Below are 17,511 nucleotides of genomic sequence, written 5' to 3' on the forward strand. Positions count from 1 at the left end.
CCCACACCCCTGGCGGAGCCCATAGCAGCAACAAAATCCATGGCTCCACCCCTTTCCCGTAGGGAGAGTTGGCGGCGATGAAACCCAACTGAGCCACCCAAGGAGCCCCCATGTCGACGCTGCGCGTCACCGCCGAAGTCCTCACCGTCCATGAGCACCCGAACGCCGACGCGCTCGAACTGGCCCAGGTGGGCCTGTATCGCGCCGTCGTCGCCAAGGGTGTGTACCGGACGGGAGACGCGGCCGTGTACATCCCCGAGCAGTCCGTCCTGCCGGGCGAACTCGTCGAGGAACTCGGTCTGACCGGGCGGCTGGCCGGGAGCAGTTCGGACCGGGTCAAAGCGGTCCGGCTGCGCGGCGAGCTGTCGCAGGGCATCGTGTGCCGGCCCCGCGCGCTCGACGGCGTCGACCTCGCACAGGCCGCAGCCGAGGGCACCGACTTCGCGGAGCGGCTGGGCATCGTCAAATGGGTGCCGCCGATCCCGCCCACCATGAACGGCGACGTCGAGTCCGCGCCCGACCTCATGAGCTGGGTCGACATCGAGAACATCCAGCGCTACCCCGACATCTTCACGCCGGGCGAGCCGGTCGTCCTCACCGAGAAGCTGCACGGCTCGGCCTGCCTGCTCACCTATCTCGCGGACGACGGACGCGTCCAGGTCTCGTCGAAGGGATTCGGCGCCAAGTACCTTGCCCTGAAGGAGGATCCGCGCAATCTGTACTGGCGTGCGGTGACCGCCCACCGCGTCGCTGAGACCGCGGCCCACCTCGCCGAGCGACTCGGGGCGCGCCGGGTCGGCATCTTCGGCGAGGTCTTCGGGGCGGGCGTGCAGGACCTGACGTACGGCGCGGACGGGCGGCGCGAGACGCTCGGCTACGCCGTGTTCGACGTGTCCGTGGAGGTCGACGGGGAGGTGCGCTGGCTGGACGCGGAAGCGCTGCTGGACGGCCGACTGCCGCTCGTGCCAAGGCTGTTCGAGGGTCCGTACGACATCGACCGGGTCCTGGAGATCGCGAGCGGGCGCGAGACGGTGTCCGGGCGTGGGCTGCATTTGCGGGAGGGTGTCGTGATCCGGCCGGCCGTGGAGCGGTACAGCGCGGTCACCGGCGGGCGGGCGATCGCCAAGGCGGTCAGTCCGGCGTATCTGACGCGCAAGGGCGGGACGGAGTACGAGTAGCCGGACCGGCGCCGTTCCTCTCCACCATCAGGCGGGATCCTGCCTGGCGTTCGCCGAAGACGTCGTCCGGGTTGGACAGGACGCAGCCCTCCAGGGACAGACAGCCGCAGCCGATGCAGTCGGTGAGGTGGTCCCGGAGGCGGTTCAACTGCTTGATGCGCTCGTCCAGTTCGGAGCGCCAGTTCTCGGAGAGGCGGGACCAGTCCTCCCGGGTGGGGGTGCGTTCCTCGGGGAGCTCGGCGAGCGCCTCGCGGATCGTGGCGAGCGGGATGCCGACGCGCTGCGCGGCCCGGACGAAGGCGACCCGGCGCAGCGCGTCACGGCCGTAGCGGCGCTGGTTGCCCGCAGTGCGGCGGCTGCTGATGAGGCCCTTGGACTCGTAGAAGTGCAGGGCGGAGACGGCGGCGCCGCTGCGGGCGGCGAGCTGGCCGACCGTGAGTTCATGGATCTTCTCGGGAATCTGGGGCACCCCTCCAACCCTACCCACAGGGGTCGGCCGCGGTCCGTTGACAGGGAATCCCCGGCCGACCATGCTAAGCAGTTGCTTAGACATAGTGGCGAGGAGGCCGGGAATGGCAGAGCCGAGGATCTTCACGGGTGCGGACGACCTGAAGGCGGCGGTGGGCGAGCAGTTGGGGTACACCGACTGGCTTGAGGTCGACCAGAAGCGGATCGACCTGTTCGCCGACGCGACCGGCGATCACCAGTGGATTCACGTGGACCCGGAGAAGGCCGCCACCGGCCCCTTCGGGACGACCATCGCGCACGGATACCTCACCCTGTCGCTGCTGCCGCTCTTCGGGCCGCAGCTGATCAAGGTCGAGGGCGTCAAGATGGGCGTCAACTACGGGACGAACAAGGTCCGTTTTCCCGCCCCCGTGCCGGTCGGCTCGCGCCTGCGCGCCACCGCGCGGATCGCCGGGGTCGAGGACGTGCCCGGTGGGGTCCAGGTGACGGTCGCCTTCAGCGTGGAGCGCGAGGGCGGCGACAAGCCGGTGTGCGTCGCGGAGTCGGTGTCGCGGTACTACCTGTGAGCCGGTGAACACCGGCTACGCGGCGGCCCCCACCATCCGCAGCACGAGGTCGGCGTAGAGCGCGCCGACCTCGTCCGGCGTGCGCGAACCGTTGACGTTGAACCAGCGGGCCACGTCGATGCACAGCGACAGCACGGCGAGTGTCGTGCCCGGCACGTCGGGGACGTCGAACTCCCCCGCCTCCACGCCGTCCTCGATGATCCCGCGCACCTCGGCATCGACCTGGCGGCGCAGCGCGAGGATCTCGGCACGGGCGTCGGGGCCGAGGGAGTCGAGTTCGTACTGCACGACCCGTGCGGTGGTGCGGCCCCCGGCGTGCCAGCGGACGAAGGAACTGACGGCCTCGGCCAGCCGTTCGGTCGCGGTGCCCTCGGTCTGTGCCGCCGTGCGCAGGATGTCGACGGCCTTCTCGTGGCCGATCCTGCTGATCCGGTGGAGCAGCTCTTCCTTGGTCTTGTAGTGGATGTAGAGCGCCGCCGGGCTCATGCCCGCGCGGCCCGCGATGTCACGGGTCGTCGTCGCGTGGTAGCCGCGCTCGGCGAAGGCCTCCACCGCGGCGACGAGCAGCCGCCGGGCCGCGTCGGGGGTCACCTCACCCCACGGCGCCGCCTCGCCGCCGGCCGTCTCCTCCGCCGTACTCATCGCCCGTTCGCCCCTTCCACCGACAGTGACCTCCCACTCTACCGCCGCGGGTGAGCGGGCGCTTAGAGTGCCCGCTCAGGGCTTTCCGGATCAGCGCTTCGGGATCAGAGCTTCTCGAAGGGGTCGTGCTCGGCGAGCAGCTTCTCCAGCCGGGCCTGGTCGACTCGGCTGACGATCTGTCCGGCCTCCTGGCGGTCGCGGATGACCTTGGCCAGGGTGAAGGCGGAGGTCACCAGGTAGAGGACGGCGATGCCGAGGAAGCCGCGCACCCAGGCGTCGGCGTGGAGCTGGAAGATGCCGATGGCCGTGGCCCCCATGGCGATACCGAAGGACGCGACGGCCTGGCCGTAGAAGGCCGCCGTGCTCTGCTGCTTGACCGGTGTCTCACTCATGGGGCCAAGAGTGCGCGGACGTGGGCCGCGCCACATCCGCCGAGATACTCAGACAGGTACTCAGCCCGGAGGACCGGAGGGAGCGGGCCAGGCCTCAGAAGGCCGACACTCCCGTCAGCGCGCGGCCGATCAGCAGTTTCTGGATCTGGCTCGTGCCCTCGTAGAGGGTCATCACGCGGGCGTCGCGCAGGAGCTTGCCCGCCGGGTACTCGTCGATGTAGCCGTAGCCGCCGAAGACCTGGAGGGCGTTGTTCGCGGCGCGGACGGCGGCCTCGGAGGCGAAGAGCTTGGCCTTGGAGGACTCGGTCGCGAAGGGCAGGCCCCGGTCGATCAGGTCGGCGACGCGCCAGGTCAGCAGCCGGGCCGCGTCGACGTCCACGGCGATGTCGCTGATCAGCTCCTGCACCAGCTGGTGCCGCGCGATCGGGCCGCCGAACTGCTCACGCTCACCCGCGTACCGGACGGCCGCGTCCAGGGCGGCCTGGGCTATCCCGACACACCCGGCGGCGACCGACATCCGCCCCTTCGCGAGCGCCGACATGGCCACGGAGAAGCCCTTGCCCTCGGGGCCGAGCATCGCCGAGGCGGGCACGCGGACGTCCTCGAAGACCAGTTCGGCGGTGGCCTGACCGCGCAGGCCGAGCTTGCCGTGGAGGGTGCGGCGGGTCAGTCCGGGGGTGTCGGTCGGTACGAGGAAGGCGGAGACGCCCTTGTGGCCGGGGGCGTCGGTGGAGCGGGCGAAGAGCAGGACCACGTCGGCCCAGGTGCCGTTGGTGATGAACATCTTCGTTCCGTCGACGACGTAGTCGTCGCCCTCGCGCACCGCCCGAGTGGTGAGGTTGCCCGCGTCGGACCCGGTGCCCGGCTCGGTCAGGCCGAAGCAGCCGACGTGGTCACCGGAGGTGAGCCCGGGCAGCCAGCGGCGCTTCTGGTCCTCGGTCCCCCAGTGCGCGACGGTCTTGGCGACCAGCCCCAGCGACACGGAGACGATTCCGCGCACGGAGGAGTCCCCGCGGCCGAGTTCCTCGGTCACCAGGCAGTACGTGAGATGGTCACCGCCCGAGCCGCCGTACTCCTCGTCGACGGTCAGCCCCAGGAAGCCCACGTCGCCCAGTTTCTTCACGATCGACCGGTCGACGTCCTCGGCACGGTCCCAGGCGACGACGTTCGGGGTGATCTCGCGCTCGACGAAGTCCCGGGCGAGCCGCTGGACGGCGGTCTGCTCCTCGCTCAGTTCCAGGTTCATGACGAGCCACCCCATTGACACCCATAGACATCGGACCGCGAAGAGGACCTAAATTAGCACTGCTAGTTTAAAGTCGCAGCCCTACTATGTGCGCCATGGCCCGACCGCGCAAGCCCCTCCTCAGCACCGACCTGATCGTCGAGACGGCACGGGCCCTGGTGGACACGGAAGGTCTGGCCGCCCTGTCGACACGTCGGCTCGCGGCCGAACTGGGGGTCAGCGGGCCGTCCCTCTACAACCACTTCCGGACGAAGGACCAGATCCTGGAGGCGGTCGCGGACTCGGTGAGCGTGCTGGTCGACCTGTCGATGTTCGAGGACGGACGCGACTGGCGTACCGCACTGCACGACTGGGCCGTCTCCTACCGGGCCGCGCTGCGCGATCACCCGAACATCGTTCCCGTCATGGCGCGCGGCCCCGGCCGCCGCCCCGCAGGCCTGCGTCTCGCCGACGCCGTCTACGGCGGGATGGTCGACGCGGGCTGGCCACCGGCCCAGGCCACGTCGATCGGCGCGCTGATGCGGTACTTCATCATGGGCTCCGCGCTCGGTTCCTTCGCCGGCGGCTTCGTGGACGACGAGAGCGCGTACGACCCGGCCGACTATCCCCACCTCGGACAGGCCCACCTCCTCGCCGAGCAGCAGCAGAAGATCGACGAGCGGGCCTTCGGGACCGGCCTCACCGCGCTGCTGGACGGGCTGGCGCAGCAGTACGAGCAGCTGAAGCGACCCGAGTAGACAGCCGGGCGCCGCCCCGCGCCTGCCTCGACCGGACCGAACGCCGTCCCCACCTCGCGGGCACCGCGGGCGCCGCTCCGTGTCGGCACGCCCTGGACGCCCGCCGGTGCGTACGCATCGGCTCGGAACGGGCGGTCAGGGTGACCCCGAGGGGGAACACCACTTCGCCCAGCTCCTCGGCACCGAGGCGACGGACCTGCGCCGAGCCCCCGTGCAGCCGTTCGTCCGTACAGCCGCACGTCCGAAAATCGCGAGCCCTCGCCGTCCGTCCTGCCTAGCCTCTGGAGCATGATGACCTTCTCCCCGTCCTCCCGCCGAACCCCTCGTGCGGAGGTGCTCGCCGCCGTCGCGGCCTGTGTGACCGTGGTGCTGTGGGCCTCCGCGTTCGTCTCGATCCGCAGTGCGGGGGCCGCGTACTCGCCGGGGGCCCTGGCGCTCGGGCGGATGCTCGCCGGGTTCGTGACGCTGGGGGCGATCTGTCTCGTACGGCGGGAGGGGTTGCCGCCCCGGTCGGCCTGGCGCGGGATCGCGGTCTCGGGGGTGCTGTGGTTCGGGGTGTACATGGTCGTCCTGAACTGGGGCGAGCAGCAGGTGGACGCGGGGACGGCCGCCCTGCTCGTGAACGTCGGCCCCATCCTGATAGCCCTGCTCGGCACCCGGCTGCTCGGCGACCCGATGCCGCCCCGGCTGCTCGCGGGCATGGCGGTGTCGTTCGCGGGCGCGGTGACCGTCGGGCTGTCGATGTCGGGCGGGGGCGGCACATCGGTGCTCGGGGTGGCGCTGTGTCTGCTCGCGGCGGCCTCGTGGGCCGCGGGTGTCGTCGCGCAGAAGCCGGCCCTCGGCCGGGCCAGCGCCCTCCAGGCGACGACGTTCGGCTGTCTGGCCGGGGCCGTGACCTGTCTGCCGTTCGCCGGGCAACTGGTCGGTGACGTGGCCGACGCGCCGCTCTCCGCCACCCTCAACATGATCTACCTGGGCGTCTTCCCCACCGCGCTGGCCTTCACGACCTGGGCCTACGCGCTGGCCCGTACGACGGCCAGCCGCATGGGCGCGACCACGTACGCGGTCCCGGCCCTGGTCGTGCTGATGTCCTGGCTGGCGCTGGGCGAGGTGCCGGGGCTGCTCACGCTGGCGGGTGGCGGGCTGTGTCTCGCGGGGGTGGCGGTGTCGCGGTCCCGGGCGCGGGCGCGGGTGGCGGGGTCCGTGGCTGCGGAGAGGGTTTCGGAACCGCGGCCACGGACCGAGAAGGCCGATGAGCCGTCCTGAACGGGCCAGTCCTCGAACGACCGAAGGGATGGTTCATCGCGTCGCCGTCAGATGCGCGTACACGACGATGTTGCCCGTGTAGCCGGTCCGCCGGTCGTAGCCGCCGCCGCAGGTGATGAGGCGCAGCTCGGGGCGGGAACGGGCGCCGTACACCTCCCGGCTGGGGAAGTCGGCCTTGTCGTACGTCTTCACGACGTCGACGGTGTAGACGGCAGTACGGCCGTCCGCGCGCCGGAGTTCGACCCGCCGTCCGGGCGTGACTTCGTCGAGGCCGATGAACACGGCGGGCCCGGCGCGGGTGTCGCGGTGACCTACGACGATCACCGTGCCGTTCTCTCCGGGGGACGGTCCGTCCGCGTACCAGCCGACGAGGTTGGCGTTGTCGTCCGGGGGCGCGGTGAGCTGCCCGTGGCGGTCGAGGCGCAGATCCACGACCGGCGCCTCGACGTCGAGGTAGGGGAGGGTGAGCGCGGTGGGTCGGGAGCGCGGGAGGAGCGCCGGCGCCCGTGGCCCGGCCGGCACGCTCGGGCGAACGGCCGGTGGGGTCGGTCCGGCGGAACCTGGCCGTCCCTCAGCCGACCCGTCCGCCCGGGGTGGTGCGGCCGGGATTGCCGTCCTGGCGGACTCCGACCGTCCCGTCACGGGTCCGTCCGCCCTGGTCGGCCCGGTGGGTGGTGCTGCCCCGGCGGGCCCTGACCGTCCCTTCGCGCGCCCGGCCGCCGGTGGCGGCGCGGCCGGTGCCGGTCTCCGCTCCCTCGCCGCCCTCCCCGCGTCGGCTTTCCCGCCGCTCCCGGTGGACGGTGCGACCGGCGCGCCGTCGGTGGCGGTGACGGGTGCGGGGGCGGGCTCGTCGACCCGGGCCCACCAGACGCCGCCCACCGCCAGGGCGACGGTCAGGACGACCGTGCGGGTCAGGCGGTAGGCGCGCGTCCGACGCCAGGGCCTGGGCCGGCGGGCGTGGTCAGGCCGCGCCATCGGCACGTCGGCGCGTCCGGAGATAGACCACTCCCCCGACCACGATCAGGCCCACGGCCGCCGCACCGGCCACCGGCGAGAAGGCCTCCGCCCGGGCGACACCGCCGCCGCCCGCGGGAACCCCGCCGTGCGGGCCGCCCGGACCACCGCCGGGACCACCGGGGCCTCCGCCGGGGCCGCCCGGGCCGCCGGGCGGGGTCGGTGTGCCGGAGGGATCGACGATCGGGCAGTCGACCTGGAACACCTTGTGCTTGCCCGCGCCCTGGCCGCCGACGATGTTCCACGTCAGCTTGTACTGACCGTCCGGCAGCGCGAGGGGCATGGTGTGTCCGGTGCCGTCGGGCTCCAGGTCGAGGGTGTCGGAGAGGGTGGCGCCGTTCGCCTCCAGGGGCTGGGTCTCGATGGACCACTCGATGTCCTGGCCGTCGGGGAGGTCGTCGAAGTTGAACGCGGCGAGGTAGAAGTCGCAGACCTTCGGCTCGTTGCTCTGGTCGTCGAAGGGCGTGCCCACCTTGTGGATCTTGACGTCTCCGTTGTCGCCGGGGGCTGCGACGGCGGGGGCCCCGATGAGGGTGGTGCCCGCGAGGGTGAGGGCCGCGAGCGCGGCGGTACGGGCGCCGGTCCGGCGTGGGCGGAGTGAGGTGGGCATGTGCGATTCCTCCGAGTCGGATGATTTTCATACAAATCCCGCTTCATCTGACTCTCTTTCACATCAGCGCCCGCAACGGCGGAAGCCCCGCCCTACACCCCCTTGGACATCACCCTTCCGGCCCTCTCCTGCTGGTCCGGCGGCACCTGTGGGGCCGACGAGCGCACAGCTGTCCCCGCCGCCAGCAACAGCAGCGCGCCGAGCATCACGAACGGCGCCGCCGCGCCCGTGACCCCGGCGACCAGACCGGCCGTGGCGGGCGCGGCGACCTGGCCGAGCCGGTTGCCGGTCAGCCGCAGCGCGAGCGCGGTGGAGCGGGCGCCGGCCGGGGCGGCCTGGACGACCGTCGTCATCGACAGCGGCTGTCCGACGCCCAGACAGAAGCCCAGCACCGCGAGCATGAGGGCCAGCCCCCACACCGGCACCGGCACCGCGATCCCCGCGCACAGCACCGCCGCCAGCAGACAGGTCACGGTGAGCAGCAGGCGCCGGCCGAGCAGCCGCAGCAGGGGCGTCAGCACCAGGCGGCACGCGATGGTGGCCGCGGCGCGCAGTCCGAGCAGTACGCCGATCACCGCCGGCGCGATGCCCCGGTGCTCGCCGACCACCGGAAGGTAGGCGGTGAGGATGTCGGTCGCGGACAGCACGGCAAGGCTGACGAAGATGCCCGCCGGTACGCCCCGGGTACGCAGGATGCGGTGTACGGGGACGCGATCGCCCTGCTCCGTACGGGACTTGACGGCCGTACGGTCCTCGACGCGCCACAGTGAGGTGAACGACAACGCGGCGACCGCGCCCGCGACCAGCAGGGCGCGGGCACTGGTGGCCGCCATGTCGTGGCCGCCGATCAGCGCGCCCGCCGCGATCGGGCCGATGAACTGGCCGAGCGAGACGCCGATGGTGAAGTGGCCGAAGTTGCGGTCCTGTTCGTGCGGGGCGGACCGGCGGGCGACGATCGACTGGCCGCCGATGACGAAACAGAGGTGACCGAGGCCCATCACCCCGCTCCACGCGGCCATCGTGCCGAGGGAGTCGGCGGTCGCGCCGAGAGCGCAGCCGCCGGAGACCAGGAGGGCTCCGGCAGTCAGCAGGGGTGCGCAGCGGCCGTGGTCGGTGCGGCGGCCCAGCGGTACGGCGGCGAAGAGCGGGAGCAGGGCGTACGCGGCTGCGATGACGCCGATCGCCCGCTCGTCGGCGCCCAGCGCGAGGGCCCGGTAGGAGACGGCGGGCCGGGCCATCGACACCGCCCCCTGCGTGAAGCTGAAGGCGATGACTAGGCGGAGCAGCCAGCCGCGGTTCCCACCGGGCCTCATGGTCGTGTCCTCCATCGAGCGGTCGGACAGGATGCGCTGATCGAACGGACGGGCCGACCGGACGGTCAGATGATGCCGAACAGGATGCCCGCCCCGAGGATGGCCAGCGAGGTCAGCACGGCCCACTTGACCACGAACTTCGTGTGGTCGCCGAACTCGACCTTCGCCATGCCGACGAGGACGTACACGGCCGGGACGAGCGGGCTGGACATGTGCAGGGGCTGGGCGATGAGGGAGGCGCGGGCGATCTCCAGCGGGGAGACACCGTGGGCCGCTCCGGCCTCGGCGAGCACCGGCAGGACACCGAAGTAGAAGCCGTCGTTCGACATGAAGTAGGTGAGCGGGATGCTCAGCAGGCCGGTGACGAAGGCCATGTGCGGGCCCATGCCGTCCGGGATGTTGTCGACGAGCCAGCGGGCCATGTGGTCGACCATGCCGGTGCCGGTGAGGACGCCGGTGAAGACGGCGGCGGCGAAGACCATGCCGGAGACGTTGAGGACGTTCTCGGCGTGGGCGCCGAGGCGGGCCTTCTGGTCGGGCATGTGCGGGAAGTTGACCGTGAGGGCGAGCGCCGCGCCGAGCAGGAACAGCACCGGGATCGGCAGCCACTCCATGATCATGGCGGTGAGCAGGGTGACCGTGAGGAGCGCGTTGAACCAGTAGAGCTTGGGGCGCAGGGTGGTGCGGTTCGGGTCGAGGACCTTCAGCATCCGGTCGTCGTCATCTTCGGTGCCGGTGTCGGCGGTGTCCTCGGCACCCGAACCGCCGGTGAGCACGGCCGGGTTGCCCGCACCGGATCCCCCTGCCGACTTCGCGCCCGAACCGGCGCCGACGAGCACGGTCTCCGACTCCTGCTCCTGTTCCCGCTCCTCCACCAGGACCGCGTCCAGGGTGAGCACGCCGAGCCGCTTGCGCTCGCGGCGGCCGAGGACGTAGGAGAGGGCGATGACGAAGGCGAGGCCGACGGCGAGCGCCGGGATCATCGGGACGAAGATGTCGCTGGCGTCCAGCTTCAGGGCCGTCGCGGCACGGGCCGTCGGGCCGCCCCAGGGCAGGGTGTTCATCACACCGTTGGCCATCGCGGCGACACCGGTCATCACGACGAGGCTCATCTTGAGGCGCTTGTACAGGGGGTACATCGCCGAGACCGTGATCATGAAGGTGGTCGAGCCGTCGCCGTCGAGGGACACGATCGCCGCGAGGATCGCCGTACCGACGACTATGCGCAGCGGGTCCGCCTTGGCGAACTTCAGGATGCCTCGGACGATCGGGTCGAAGAGGCCGACGTCGATCATCACACCGAAGTAGACGATCGCGAACATGAGCATCGCCGCGGTGGGGGCGAGGCTGGTGACGCCGTCGATGACGTAGTCACCGAGCTTGGCGCCCTTCCCGACGAACACGCAGAAAAGTGCCGGGATCAGTACGAGCGCCGCGATCGGCGACATCTTCTTCATCATGATCAGGACCAGGAAGGTCGCGATCATCGTGAAGCCCAGGATGGTCAACATGAGTGGGTTACCTAACGTTCGCCCTTGAACTCCCACCGGAGTCGGCAGTGCGTTGACGTTAGGTCGGCCCCACAAGGCTTAACAAGATGTTGACGTGCGAGCAATAAGCGCAAAACTCCAGGTCACAGCGTTGTGCCTGCTGGGGCGAGTTCGATGGGTACACCATTTAGTACGGCGTTGCCCGACAGCGGGTCCAGCAGACTGCCGTCGAGGAGCTGGTTGACGTTGACACCGGGGTCGACGGCGGCGTGCGCGAGCCGGGTGCCCGGCCGGTCGTGCCCCCACCCGTGGGGCAGGCTCACGACCCCGCGCCGTACGACGTCGGTGATCTCGGCGGGAGCCACCACCTCTCCCCCGGCGCCCTTGATCCGTACGGCTGCTCCGTCGAGGACACCGAGGCGTTCGGCGTCCTCGGGGTGGATGTGGAGGGTGCAGCGGTTGGTGCCGCCGGTGAGCGCGGGCACGTTGTGCATCCAGCTGTTGTTGGAGCGAAGGTGCCGACGCCCGATGAGCACGAACCCGGCGGGGCGCTCCCGCATGGCCCGGCGCAGCCGAGGCAGGTCGTCGGCGATGGGCTGCGGCAGCAGCTCGATCTTCCCGCTGCGCGTCTTCAGGGGCTGCGGCAGGCGCGGCCGGAGCGGCCCGAGGTCGATGCCGTGCGGGTGCGCGAGCACCTTCGCCAGGCTCAGACCGTCCGGTCGTACGCCGAAGCCGTCGCCGTACGGGCCCAGGCGCAGCATCAGGTCGAGGCGCCGCTCGGGACCGGTGTCGCCGCCCAGCTCCTTGGCGAGCTGCTGCGGATCACGGCCGTGGACCGGGGAGTGGGGTTCCCTGACGGCCTTGCCGAGGGTCTGGTCGATGACCATGGCGTCCACGGCGGCGGGGTCGGCGCCGTGCATGCCGGTCGCGGCCAGGACGAGCCGCGCGAAGATCTCGGTCTCGGCCATCCTGCCGGGCTCCAGGGGGACGGCGGGGCGGTTGTAGCGGACCTGGTTGCGGACGGCGAGGGTGTTGAGGGCGAAGTCGTGGTGCGGGCTCTGCGAGGGCGGGGGCGGGGGCAGTACGACGTGCGCGTGGCGCGAGGTCTCGTTCAGATAGGGGTCGACGCTCACCATGAAGTCGAGCGAGTCCAGCGCCTTGTCGAGCCTGTTGCCGTCGGGCGCGGAGAGGACCGGGTTGGCGGCGACGGCGATGAGGGCCCGGATCGGCTCGCCCTCGGCCGTGGGGGTGTCGATCTCCTCGGCGAGCGCGGAGAGCGGCAACTCACCCTTGGCTTCCGGGTGTCGACCGACCCGCGAGTGCCAGCGACCGAGCGCGAACCCGTGACTGGGGCCGGCCGGCCGGGGTGTCCGGTCCGTGGCCGCCTGCGGGAAGAGGGCGCCGCCGGGCCGGTCCAGGTTGCCGGTGAGGATGTCGAGGACGTCGACCAGCCAGCTGGCGAGGGTGCCGTGCGGGACGGTGCAGCTGCCGATGCGGCCGTAGACGGCGGCGGTGGGCGCGGCGGCGAGTTCACGGGCGAGGGTACGGATGGTGCCGGCGTCCACGTCACAGGCCTCGGCGACGGCTTCGGGCGTGAAGTCCCGTACAGCCGCCTCCACTTCGGCGACTCCATGGACGTGCGGCGCCAACTCGCCCAGGTCGACGAGGTGTTCGTCGAAGAGGACGTTCGTCATCGCGGCGAGAAGCAACGCGTCCGTGCCGGGGCGGATCGCGATGTGCCGGTCGGCGAGCTTTGCGGTGCGGGTGCGGCGCGGGTCGATGACGGTGAGGGTGCCGCCGCGCGCCCTGAGGGCCTTGAGCTTGCCGGGGAAGTCGGGCGCCGTACACAGACTCCCGTTGGACTCAAGAGGGTTGGCCCCGATGAGCAGCAGGTGGTCGGTACGGTCGAGGTCGGGGACGGGGATCGCGTTGGCGTCGCCGTAGAGCAGCCCGCTGGAGACGTGCTTGGGCATCTGGTCGACCGTGGAGGCGCTGAAGACGCTGCGGGTGCCGAGGCCTGCGATCAGGACCGGCGGATAGAGAGCCCCGGCCACAGTGTGCACGTTCGGATTCCCGAAGACGGTTCCGACGGAGTTGGGCCCGTACCGCTCCACCACGCCCCGGATACCGGCGGCGACGGCGTCGAAGGCCTCCGCCCAACTGGCCTCGCGCAGCTCGCCGTCCCGTCGTACGAGGGGGGTACGGAGCCGGTCGGGGTCGCTGTCGAGCGCTCCGAAGGAGGCGCCCTTGGGGCAGATGAACCCCTGGCTGAACACGTCGTCGCGGTCACCGCGGGCCCGGGTGACCCGGCCGCTCTCGATGGTGAGCGTCAGTCCGCAGGTGGCCTCGCACAGGGGGCAGACACGCAGGGCTGTGCGGGACTCGGCTCGGGAGTCGGTGGGGCTGGACACGGGTCCTCCCGGAGGGTGGCGGCAACTGTGACGCGCGGATGGAGCCGAGCATACCGACCGGTACGGATGGAGGGGAGGGGTGGCGCGCACCCGCCTCGGCCCGGGCCGGGTGGCGGGCCGAAGCGGGAACCTCAGTCGAGCACTCGCGCCAGATACGCCCGCAGCAGCTCCCGCGCCTCCCCGATGATCGGCTCGTCCCCCTCCGGAGCGACCCGGAAGGCCAGGTGGACCAGGGTGTCGGCGGTCTCGACGGCGACCAGGAACGTGCGGCGCAGGTCGTCGTCCGGTTCGCGGCCGATGACGTCGGAGAGGAGAGCGGTGAGGGTGTCGGCGACGAGGTGGTTGGGCCCGGCGTCACGCTTGCCGACCGGGATCTGGTTGCCGAAGTCGACGAGCGAGAAGCCCGGCGCGGTGCGCTTCATGGCCAGGTACTCGTCGAGCACGGCGTCCATGGCCTCACGCCAGCCGCCCCCGCTCTCCTGCCCCAGGCGCTCGGTGACGCGCGCGATGTAGCGCTCCAGGTTCCGCTGGGCCAGCGCGTCGGCCATGGCGCGCTTGTTGCCGAAGAAGCGGTACACGGAGCCTATGGGGACGCCGGCGCGTATCGCCACCGCCCGGGTGCTCAGGGCGTCGTAGCCGACCTCGTCGAGGAGGTCGGCGCAGGCGTCGAGGATTCTGGTCAGCCGTTCGGCACTGCGCCGCTGTACGGGCGCACGACGTAGCGAGGTCGCTGGGGGCACGGGATTCATCATGCCGTTCCGCGACGATCCGGTGAACCTCACCCCTGACTTTCCCCCTCTTGCGTCAGCGAACGCCGAATCCTACGGTGAAGCATAGGAATGAGGATCAGGGAGCGAGGGAGCACAGATGAGCGGGGACGCGCGGAAGGCGGCCGAGGGACTGTCGCATCTCACCGGTTTCGGCAATGAGCACAGCTCGGAGGCCGTCCCCGGCGCCCTGCCCGAGGGCCGCAACTCGCCGCAACGCGCCCCCCTCGGCCTCTACGCCGAGCAGCTCAGCGGTACGGCGTTCACCGAGCCCCGCGCCCACAACCGCCGTTCCTGGCTGTACCGCATCCGTCCCTCGGCCGCGCATCCCCCGTTCACGCCCGCCGGCAACGGCTCGATCCGTACGGCTCCCTTCACGGAGTCCGTGCCCGATCCGAACCGCCTGCGCTGGAACCCGCTGCCCGGCCCCCCGGCCGGCACGGACTTCCTGGCGGGCCTATGGACCCTCGGCGGCAACGGTGACGCCGCCCAGCGCAGCGGCATGGCCGTGCACCTCTACCACGCCGACTCCTCGATGGAGCGGGTGTTCAGCGACGCCGACGGGGAGCTGCTGATCGTCCCGGAGACCGGCGCGCTGCTGCTGCGCACCGAGTTCGGGCTGCTGTTCGTCGAGCCCGGCCATGTCGCACTCGTCCCTCGCGGGGTGCGCTTCCGGGTGGAGCTGATCGACGCCACGGCCCGCGGTTATGTGTGCGAGAACTACGGCAGCCCCTTCCGGCTCCCCGACCTCGGCCCGATCGGCGCCAACGGGCTGGCCAACGCACGGGACTTCCGGGCGCCGGTCGCCGCGTACGAGGATGTCGAGGGTCCGGTGGAGGTGGTCAACAAGTTCTGCGGCAACCTCTGGACGGCCGAGTACGACCACTCCCCCCTCGACGTCGTCGCCTGGCACGGCAACCATGTCCCGTACGCCTACGATCTGCGCCGCTTCAACGTCCTCGGCACGCTCTCGTACGACCACCCGGACCCGTCGATCTTCACGGTGCTGACGTCGCCGTCGGACACTCCCGGCCTCGCGGGCATCGACTTCGTGGTGTTCGCGCCGCGCTGGCTGGTGGGCGAGGACACCTTCCGGCCGCCGTACTTCCACCGGAACGTGATGAGCGAGTACATGGGGCTGATCGAGGGCGCGTACGACGCCAAGGCGGAAGGTTTTCTGCCCGGGGGCGGCTCGCTGCACAACATGATGTCCGCGCACGGGCCCGACCGGGAGACCTTCGACCGGGCCGGTGCCGCCGAGCTGCGGCCGCAGAAGGTCGACGACGGGCTGGCGTTCATGTTCGAGACACGGTGGCCGGTGACCCTGACGGCACAGGCCGCGCGGGCGGAGCATCTGCAAGCCGGGTACGACGACGTGTGGGCGGGCCTCCAGCGGCACTTCCGCCCGTTGCACTGATCGTTGTCGACCGGTACGGATACCTCCGTGACCTCCTTCGCGCCGGACTCGATAGTCCTGAACCGCAAACTGCCGCTCTGGTACCAGGTTTCGCAATCACTGCGCGCCTCGATCCTCGGGCGCTCCTCGCGGGACCCGCTGCGGCTGCCCACCGAGGAGCAGTTGGCGGCGCACTACGGCGTGAGCGTGCTCACCATGCGGCAGGCGCTGAAGGAGCTTGAGGACGAGGGCCTGATCAGCCGCCACCGCAGGCGCGGCACGTTCATCGAGCCGGACGCCCAACGAGGCGCTCCCGTACGACTGCTGGGCTCGGTCGACGCGATCGTGGCGCAGCAGTCCGGCATGACGACCGAACTCCTCGGCCACGGCAGCGTGCCCGTGCCCTCCGAACTCGCCGAGTACTTCCCGGATCTCGTGGAGGTGGCCACGTACCACCGGCTGCGCGGCGACGAGGAGACCGGCGAGCCGACCAACCACGCCCGCAACTACGTCCGTCCGGAACTCGCCGAGCGCATCGACCGGCGGGATCTGGTGCGCTGGCCGATGACCAAGGTCCTGCGGGACATCGTGGGCGCGGACATCAGCCGCATCACGGACACCGTCCAGGCCCGCCTCGCGGACCCGGAGACGGCCCGACTGCTCAGGGTCCCGCTGCTCAGCCCGATCCTGCACTACACGGGCGTCGCGTACGACGAGTCGGGCCGGGTCCTGGACGTGGCCGTCATCCACTACCGGGGCGACCGTTTCTCCTTCACGGTGACTCTGGATGCGACCTAGAACCGGGGCAAGGGGGGCGCGTCGTACGATGCCCAGCGTGACGCCCGACGACGACGCTCCGCTGCTCGCGGACCTCATGCCGTGGTCCGTCTCACCGCCACGGCTGGGCCGGGGGTGGCCGACGGCACCGGACGCGGCATCCCTGAAGGGACGCTGGGACGCCCTGATGAAGGCCGAAGGGCCGGACCGCGAGGCCCTGTTCGAGCCGACGCGTTCACGCACCCTCCACTCGGCGGTCGGACAGCTGCCGGGCCGGCACGGCGGCACGGAGAAACTCGCCCGCGCCACCGGCCCCTGCGCGGAGCCGGTACGGGTCCTGCGGGCCCCCTTCGACGAGCAGTGGCTGATCCCGGACCACCGGCTGATCGACGCGGCGCGCCCGGAGTTGTGGCGGGTGGCGGACGAACGGCAGGTGTTCGTCTCCGAGGCGGTGGCCTCGCCACCCACCTCCACAGGGCCACTGCTGCTCGCCTCGTCCCTGCTGCCCATGATCCGCCCGGGCCGGATCCGCCCGCTGTACCGGCGGCCCGACGGCACCGAACCCAACCTGGCCCCGGGCCTGTTGGACCACCTCACCGACCGCCTGGGCCACCGCCCCGACCCGGTCGACCTCCTCGCCTGGGCCCTGATCGCCGTACGCCCAGGGCTCACCGTCCCGCTCACCGCCGACCCCGAACTCTGGTCCCGGGGTGTCGGGTTGGGCCGCCGGGTGCTGTGGCTGATGCGACGGGACGGCCAGCGCCCCAAGCTGCCCGGCGGCCGGCGCCCCTATGTGCGGTCGCCGCTGCCCTCCCGCCCGGTCACCGTCCACTACGACCGCGACGAGGAGACCCTCCAGATCGACGACGGCCGAATCTCCCCGGTACCACCCGAGGCATGGGACTTCGAGGTGGGCGGGGAACGGGTGCTGGAGCAGTGGTTCGCGGTGCGGATGCCCGGCCCCGCCGAGCCCGGCACACTGGAGGCGATCCGGCCCGCGACCTGGCCGCAGCCCTGGACCTCCGAGCTGCTGGAGCTGATCACCGTGCTGGCACTGCTGGCGGAACTGCGTCCGCAACAGGCCGAGTTGACGGTGAAGACCCCGATCACGGCGACTGAGCTACGGACGGCGGGTGTATTTCCGGTGCCGGACAGGGCACGCCGACCGGCATCGGTGTTGGATCACCAGGAGGAGGGCCCGGAAGGCCAGTTCACGCTGCTCTGACCAACGGAAGGGG

At 71.3% G+C, this 17,511-nt stretch carries 18 protein-coding genes and 1 pseudogene; 8 read left to right on the plus strand and 11 right to left on the minus strand.

The window, feature by feature from the left end; genetic code table 11:
• Positions 1-110: 110 nt before the first annotated feature.
• Positions 111-1,178, plus strand: coding sequence for an RNA ligase (ATP) (locus OHN74_RS08105; protein ID WP_327693842.1), 1,068 nt, complete (start codon positions 111-113; stop codon positions 1,176-1,178).
• On the opposite strand, the gene soxR is transcribed toward OHN74_RS08105, so the two are convergent.
• Positions 1,132-1,647, minus strand: a complete 516-nt coding sequence (soxR, locus tag OHN74_RS08110; RefSeq protein ID WP_327693843.1) for a redox-sensitive transcriptional activator SoxR — start codon at positions 1,645-1,647, stop codon at positions 1,132-1,134. The genes OHN74_RS08105 and soxR overlap by 47 nt on opposite strands.
• Positions 1,648-1,750: 103 nt before the next feature.
• On the opposite strand from soxR, the gene OHN74_RS08115 reads away from it, so the two are divergent.
• Positions 1,751-2,212: a MaoC family dehydratase gene (locus tag OHN74_RS08115; RefSeq protein ID WP_327693844.1), complete on the plus strand. Its 462-nt coding sequence runs from the start codon at positions 1,751-1,753 to the stop codon at positions 2,210-2,212.
• A 15-nt stretch (positions 2,213-2,227) separates the two neighbouring features.
• On the opposite strand, the gene OHN74_RS08120 is transcribed toward OHN74_RS08115, so the two are convergent.
• The 3 genes from OHN74_RS08120 to OHN74_RS08130 form a co-directional block, all read right to left on the minus strand.
• Positions 2,228-2,854, minus strand: a complete 627-nt coding sequence (locus OHN74_RS08120) for a TetR/AcrR family transcriptional regulator (protein ID WP_327693845.1) — start codon at positions 2,852-2,854, stop codon at positions 2,228-2,230.
• A gap of 104 nt (positions 2,855-2,958) precedes the next feature.
• Entirely contained in the window at positions 2,959-3,246 is a 288-nt protein-coding gene (locus tag OHN74_RS08125; RefSeq protein ID WP_327693846.1) for a YiaA/YiaB family inner membrane protein, read from the minus strand.
• A gap of 94 nt (positions 3,247-3,340) precedes the next feature.
• The gene (locus OHN74_RS08130) at positions 3,341-4,492 is read right to left on the minus strand and encodes an acyl-CoA dehydrogenase family protein (RefSeq protein WP_327693847.1); all 1,152 of its coding nucleotides are present in this window, start codon (positions 4,490-4,492) and stop codon (positions 3,341-3,343) included.
• 95 nt (positions 4,493-4,587) lie between these two features.
• Here OHN74_RS08130 and OHN74_RS08135 point away from each other — a divergent pair, with 95 nt between their 5' ends.
• The 3 genes and pseudogenes from OHN74_RS08135 (at position 4,588) to OHN74_RS08145 (ending at position 6,495) form a co-directional block, all read left to right on the plus strand.
• Positions 4,588-5,229, plus strand: coding sequence for a TetR/AcrR family transcriptional regulator (locus OHN74_RS08135; protein WP_327693848.1), 642 nt, complete (start codon positions 4,588-4,590; stop codon positions 5,227-5,229).
• A gap of 11 nt (positions 5,230-5,240) precedes the next feature.
• A pseudogene (locus OHN74_RS08140) lies at positions 5,241-5,428 on the plus strand (transcriptional regulator); the annotation flags it as partial.
• Between the two features lie 92 nt (positions 5,429-5,520).
• Complete coding sequence (locus OHN74_RS08145; RefSeq protein ID WP_327700040.1) at positions 5,521-6,495, plus strand: DMT family transporter; 975 nt, start codon at positions 5,521-5,523, stop codon at positions 6,493-6,495.
• A 33-nt stretch (positions 6,496-6,528) separates the two neighbouring features.
• On the opposite strand, the gene OHN74_RS08150 is transcribed toward OHN74_RS08145, so the two are convergent.
• The 7 genes from OHN74_RS08150 to OHN74_RS08180 form a co-directional block, all read right to left on the minus strand.
• Positions 6,529-7,017: a class F sortase gene (locus tag OHN74_RS08150; RefSeq protein WP_443060355.1), complete on the minus strand. Its 489-nt coding sequence runs from the start codon at positions 7,015-7,017 to the stop codon at positions 6,529-6,531.
• A 49-nt stretch (positions 7,018-7,066) separates the two neighbouring features.
• Positions 7,067-7,360, minus strand: coding sequence for a hypothetical protein (locus OHN74_RS08155; RefSeq protein ID WP_327700468.1), 294 nt, complete (start codon positions 7,358-7,360; stop codon positions 7,067-7,069).
• Between the two features lie 96 nt (positions 7,361-7,456).
• Positions 7,457-8,119, minus strand: a complete 663-nt coding sequence (locus OHN74_RS08160) for a hypothetical protein (RefSeq protein ID WP_327693849.1) — start codon at positions 8,117-8,119, stop codon at positions 7,457-7,459.
• A 92-nt stretch (positions 8,120-8,211) separates the two neighbouring features.
• Positions 8,212-9,432 carry an MFS transporter gene (locus tag OHN74_RS08165; protein ID WP_327693850.1) on the minus strand — a complete coding sequence of 407 codons (1,221 nt, stop codon included), beginning with the start codon at positions 9,430-9,432 and terminating at the stop codon, positions 8,212-8,214.
• Positions 9,433-9,497: 65 nt separating this feature from the next.
• Positions 9,498-10,943, minus strand: a complete 1,446-nt coding sequence (locus OHN74_RS08170; RefSeq protein ID WP_327693851.1) for a CitMHS family transporter — start codon at positions 10,941-10,943, stop codon at positions 9,498-9,500.
• A gap of 122 nt (positions 10,944-11,065) precedes the next feature.
• Positions 11,066-13,333: a molybdopterin oxidoreductase family protein gene (locus tag OHN74_RS08175; RefSeq protein WP_327693852.1), complete on the minus strand. Its 2,268-nt coding sequence runs from the start codon at positions 13,331-13,333 to the stop codon at positions 11,066-11,068.
• A 131-nt stretch (positions 13,334-13,464) separates the two neighbouring features.
• Positions 13,465-14,082 carry a TetR/AcrR family transcriptional regulator gene (locus OHN74_RS08180; protein WP_327700042.1) on the minus strand — a complete coding sequence of 206 codons (618 nt, stop codon included), beginning with the start codon at positions 14,080-14,082 and terminating at the stop codon, positions 13,465-13,467.
• A 118-nt stretch (positions 14,083-14,200) separates the two neighbouring features.
• Here OHN74_RS08180 and hmgA point away from each other — a divergent pair, with 118 nt between their 5' ends.
• From hmgA to OHN74_RS08195, 3 genes are read left to right on the plus strand one after another with little or no spacing between them, the layout of a single operon-like run.
• Complete coding sequence (gene hmgA / locus OHN74_RS08185; protein WP_327693853.1) at positions 14,201-15,517, plus strand: homogentisate 1,2-dioxygenase; 1,317 nt, start codon at positions 14,201-14,203, stop codon at positions 15,515-15,517.
• A gap of 27 nt (positions 15,518-15,544) precedes the next feature.
• Positions 15,545-16,294 carry a GntR family transcriptional regulator gene (locus OHN74_RS08190; RefSeq protein ID WP_327693854.1) on the plus strand — a complete coding sequence of 250 codons (750 nt, stop codon included), beginning with the start codon at positions 15,545-15,547 and terminating at the stop codon, positions 16,292-16,294.
• Between the two features lie 28 nt (positions 16,295-16,322).
• Positions 16,323-17,498 carry a type ISP restriction/modification enzyme gene (locus OHN74_RS08195; protein ID WP_327693855.1) on the plus strand — a complete coding sequence of 392 codons (1,176 nt, stop codon included), beginning with the start codon at positions 16,323-16,325 and terminating at the stop codon, positions 17,496-17,498.
• Positions 17,499-17,511: the final 13 nt, after the last annotated feature.

This window comes from Streptomyces sp. NBC_00459 (assembly GCF_036013955.1).
In the GTDB taxonomy this organism is placed as follows: domain Bacteria; phylum Actinomycetota; class Actinomycetes; order Streptomycetales; family Streptomycetaceae; genus Streptomyces.

Excerpts from the sequence above, each read along its gene's own strand:
- OHN74_RS08105 (WP_327693842.1), top strand. The coding sequence starts at position 111 with ATGTCGACGCTGCGCGTCACCGCCGAAGTCCTCACCGTCCATGAGCAC.
- OHN74_RS08115 (WP_327693844.1), top strand. The coding sequence starts at position 1,751 with ATGGCAGAGCCGAGGATCTTCACGGGTGCGGACGACCTGAAGGCGGCG.
- OHN74_RS08120 (WP_327693845.1), bottom strand. The coding sequence starts at position 2,854 with ATGAGTACGGCGGAGGAGACGGCCGGCGGCGAGGCGGCGCCGTGGGGT.
- OHN74_RS08125 (WP_327693846.1), bottom strand. The coding sequence starts at position 3,246 with ATGAGTGAGACACCGGTCAAGCAGCAGAGCACGGCGGCCTTCTACGGC.
- OHN74_RS08130 (WP_327693847.1), bottom strand. The coding sequence starts at position 4,492 with ATGAACCTGGAACTGAGCGAGGAGCAGACCGCCGTCCAGCGGCTCGCC.
- OHN74_RS08135 (WP_327693848.1), top strand. The coding sequence starts at position 4,588 with ATGGCCCGACCGCGCAAGCCCCTCCTCAGCACCGACCTGATCGTCGAG.
- OHN74_RS08145 (WP_327700040.1), top strand. The coding sequence starts at position 5,521 with ATGACCTTCTCCCCGTCCTCCCGCCGAACCCCTCGTGCGGAGGTGCTC.
- OHN74_RS08160 (WP_327693849.1), bottom strand. The coding sequence starts at position 8,119 with ATGCCCACCTCACTCCGCCCACGCCGGACCGGCGCCCGTACCGCCGCG.
- OHN74_RS08165 (WP_327693850.1), bottom strand. The coding sequence starts at position 9,432 with ATGAGGCCCGGTGGGAACCGCGGCTGGCTGCTCCGCCTAGTCATCGCC.
- OHN74_RS08170 (WP_327693851.1), bottom strand. The coding sequence starts at position 10,943 with ATGTTGACCATCCTGGGCTTCACGATGATCGCGACCTTCCTGGTCCTG.
- OHN74_RS08180 (WP_327700042.1), bottom strand. The coding sequence starts at position 14,082 with ATGAATCCCGTGCCCCCAGCGACCTCGCTACGTCGTGCGCCCGTACAG.
- hmgA (WP_327693853.1), top strand. The coding sequence starts at position 14,201 with ATGAGCGGGGACGCGCGGAAGGCGGCCGAGGGACTGTCGCATCTCACC.
- OHN74_RS08195 (WP_327693855.1), top strand. The coding sequence starts at position 16,323 with ATGCCCAGCGTGACGCCCGACGACGACGCTCCGCTGCTCGCGGACCTC.